The following is a 4,143-nucleotide window of genomic DNA, read 5'->3' as shown; positions in this document are numbered from 1 at the left end:
AATAGGAGTTTTTTTTGCCGTAGGGGTTTGGTCTCCAAACCCAGAAACATTAGTATCTACATCTATCTGGTTAGTTAGAATTTTTTTTTTCGTAGTAGTTTCTTCTCCCAACCCCGACAAATTTTTATCTGATTCGACAGGAAATAGACTTTTAGCTGGAGTATTTGTCTTTTTAGATTTGAACTTTTCTAAATCAGCTTTAATTTCTTGAATCTCTACTTGCGACTTCTCCAAATCTGCCATAATTTCTGTCATAAATTCTGAAGATTGTAGCTGTGAAACTGTAGAAGTTTGTGCTGCAACTTTTTCATATTTTGGTAGGGTAGGAGATGGAGATACTTCTACTGGTTTAACTTGTTTATCTGACACTTCAACAGTTTCCTTTTCAGTTTTTATTTGAGGTATAGAAATAGCCAACCGTTTTGAAATAGCAGTACCTTTACCTTTTTGGAAAAAAGGAGTCAAACTAATATTAGAATTACGACATTGTTCTAGCTGTTCTGAAGTGAGAGGTATAGAAAGCTCAAACCTAGCATTTTCCGCATCTAAATGAGAGTTATTCTTTTTCACATGCGGACTAGGAATCGCTTTTTTCAATTGAAAATTCTGTATTTCTATTTCACCAAGAACAACCTTCATATTTTCTAGAATACCCGATCCAGCAGCAGCTACCCAACCTCTAATAGACAGTTCTTTTTTATCTGCCAATCCTATGTATTCCAGATATCCAGTTGTAGCTAATAATAAAGTTTCTAATATTTCTTTTTCCTTTGTATCTATCCCTGCTACAGGTTCTAACTTCTCTTTATTTTTCAGTATAACTATGTCTTGACTAGCTCGAATACCACCAGGAATAAAATCAATTATTTCAAATTCCGATACCCATTTATTTCTGATATAATCCTCAGTCTGATAAGTAGTTTGATACCAGTCAGGAAAAACCTTCTTTCTATCCGGAGATGTAAAAAATAGTAACCCTTCTTTTTCTAATTTAGTTGTTAAATCGTAAGCTTCTCTAGAAATATTCGGACCGCGAGTTGTAATCATCACAATACCTTCTGGTTTTGTAATTCTGCGTAGTTCTTTTAACCATTGTAACTGCATTTCTTCATTGATATGACTAAATACTGAAATCAGATAAACAAAGTCAAATTTATTATCTTCATATTCCGTAGGAGGTAAAGCTTGATTAACACTAAACTTGGCAAACTTAAGATTTTCCTGACACCAATATATTGCCTCTGCATCTACATCTATACCTTCAAAAACAGTAGACTTACTTAACAGATAATTCCAAATTATTACCCGTCCGCAACCGCAGCCAAAATCTAAAACAGAATCAAAATCGCTAAATTTTTTACCAATTTTATTCAGAGCTAATTTTAAGTCTCGACTTATTCCTAAACCTATGTTTAAAAATCCGTTTATTTCTGATTCTCCATGCACCCGATCTACTAAAAATTCAGGTGGGAAAGGTATAGAAGTTTCATCAGACAAAATAATATGAGAATCAACAATTTTGTAGTCTACAATTTTATTAGTTTTCCCCACAAAATTAACCACTTTAACTATAGCCTTACCTTTAGCATCTTTAAATAAAGGAGTTAAGCTCAGAACACAATCCTGAAATTCTAAAATTTGAGATTCAGAAACAGGAATAGTTACTTGGAAACGAGCATTTTCTGCACCAGCAAGTTTAGGAAAAGCTTTCTTAATATCTGGACTATAAATACCAAGAGAATGTTTAAACTTAGTTATTTCCTGACCTCCTATAGAAATTTTAAATCCTTTTACAGAACCAAAATTGTAAGAACCTACCCAACCAGATATTACTAAATTCCGATTAGAAATTGTCACTTTCTCGAAATAACCTAACGTTGTAATTGTTTTAATTGGTGCAATAAACTTTGGCTCTTCTACAATTTTGAGATATTCAGAAAAAGTACCTAGTTTTGAATAACCCAATTCTTTCAATAAAACCTTACCTTCACCATCTTTAAAAATCGGAATTAAAGCAATTCGATCATTTTGGAATTGTGAAATTTGTTCTTGATTCAGAGGTACTTTAATCCGGAATCTAGATTGACCAGAATTATTCAGACTAGGATGCAACTTTCTCACATCTGGACTAGGCAAATTTAAAGCAGTTTCAAACTTTTCTATTTTGGTATTTGCAATAGTTAATTTGAAACCTTTTACTTCCCCCGAATTAGGAGCAACCACCCAACCTGTAAGTAGTAATTCTTGATTATCAAATTCAGCCTTATCCAAAGAACCTAATGTTCTTAATAATTCTATTTTTCCCGTCACCAGATATTCCTCCAAATTAACCATATTTTCTTCTGGTAAATTATTAGTTGTAATTCTTCCTTCCTCCTTATTACTTCTTCCTTCTAGTAATGGTAAATTAATTGTACTTCCTCTTTCTTCCTTCTTCCTTCTTCCTTCTGATAATTTTAAAGCTGCTGCATAAAGTTCCATATCTTGACTATTAGCAGCAGCTAACTTATCCATTAATTTTCTATCTGATAAGACTTCCTTTTGAAACTCAACATACTCTGGATAGGGATTTCTATTTTGATAAATCACCTCATAATCAGACCAACCAAAAATATTTTTCAGCTCCAGTAAATCCTCAGCAAAATATTCCGTAATTCCCACAAAATAAAAATAATCCAGAGACTTACCATTCAGACAATAAGTCATCAAATTACTGTTACCTTGAGCAAACTTTAACAAACTTTCTTTATTAAGATGATCTTTCCTAGGATTAGATATATGACGAAAACAATAATCAGAAATTAACCGCCGGATCGGTTCTCTTAACCATGTAATTCTCTTAGCATTAGGAAAGAATTTGTCATACTTACCCGCCCGAAAATGACCCTCAATAACTTTAGTCTGCCAATGAATAGTAGGTGGCATATTCTCTTCAAACATATTAGTTTTATCCGTCAGAACTCCTTGAGTTCCATAAACCTGTAATAAAACCTGTCTAAAAGCAGTTCCAGCAGCTTTTGGCACATGAACAGAAATCAATTCTACCTGCGGAGTAGTAGTTTGTAAATTATTTCCTACTGGTGTTTTTACTAAAGAAGATAAAGCAGGATTAACCGCATTTAACAGAGGTTCTCCTTCACGATTTTCTACTAAAGGAATTAAAATAATCAGAGCATTTTTAAATTCTTGTTGCTGCTCTTTCTTCATCGGCAATCTAATAATAAACCGAGCATTATTAGCAGCAGAAATATTTGGATGCGCTTTTTTAACTCCAGGACTAGGAAGACCTTGAGTTAATCTAAATTCTGTTAATTGTTTATTGCCAAATAAAACCTTAAAATTAGTTACAGGTTCAGACTCAAAAGAGAGAACCCATCCACTTAAACAAACAGTTTCATTGTCTATTGCTACTTGGTCTAAAAATCCAGTAGTTGCTGCTAGTTGTTTAGGTTGTTTATCTGTTATTTTAACTTTTTCCATATTGCTAAGATTCTGCTAAATTATTTATTACTAAATTATAATCTTCAAGAAGTATCACGTTACACGCAAGTCAAAAGTTAAAAGTAATATCTAAGCGAGTTTTCGGTATAGTTGGAAAATTCCACTACCCACCTCCATCTTTTAGGCGCTTAAGAAAATGCAATTACTCTTGCTCTATACGCAATAGTTGGAAATTTTCACTACCCACCTCCATTTCGTAGGTGCTTAAGAAAATGATTTGATTATTGCTCTATACGCAATAGAAGAGAAATTCCACTATCCACCTCCATTTCGTAGGTGCTTAAGAAAATGATTTGATTATTGCTCTATACGCAATAGAAGAGAAATTCCACTATCCACCTCCATCTCGTAGGCGCTTAAGAAAATGATTTGATTATTGCTCTATACGCAATAGTTGGAAATTTTCACTACCCACCTCCATCTCGTAGGCGCTTGAGAAAATGATTTGATTATTGCTCTATACGCAATAGAAGAGAAATTCCACTATCCACCTCCATCTCGTAGGCGCTTAAGAAAATGATTTGATTATTGCTCTATACGCAATAGTTGGAAATTTTCACTACCCACCTCCATCTCGTAGGCGCTTGAGAAAATGATTTGATTATTGCTCTATACGCAATAGAAGAGAAATTCCACTATCCA

At 33.5% G+C, this 4,143-nt stretch carries 1 protein-coding gene; it reads right to left on the bottom strand.

Features of this window, described 5'->3' with window-relative positions; genetic code table 11:
• A partial coding sequence (locus ACP6PK_RS07685; RefSeq protein WP_426559113.1) for a class I SAM-dependent methyltransferase occupies positions 1 to 3,480 on the bottom strand: 3,480 nt, incomplete at its 3' end.
• Positions 3,481 to 4,143 lie beyond the last annotated feature (663 nt).

The organism is Dapis hubbardiae BLCC-M172 (assembly GCF_050016015.1).
GTDB lineage: Bacteria > Cyanobacteriota > Cyanobacteriia > Cyanobacteriales > Microcoleaceae > Trichodesmium.
The sequence above is the reverse complement of the archived record's forward strand: the minus strand, read 5'-3'. Positions and strand labels throughout refer to the sequence as shown.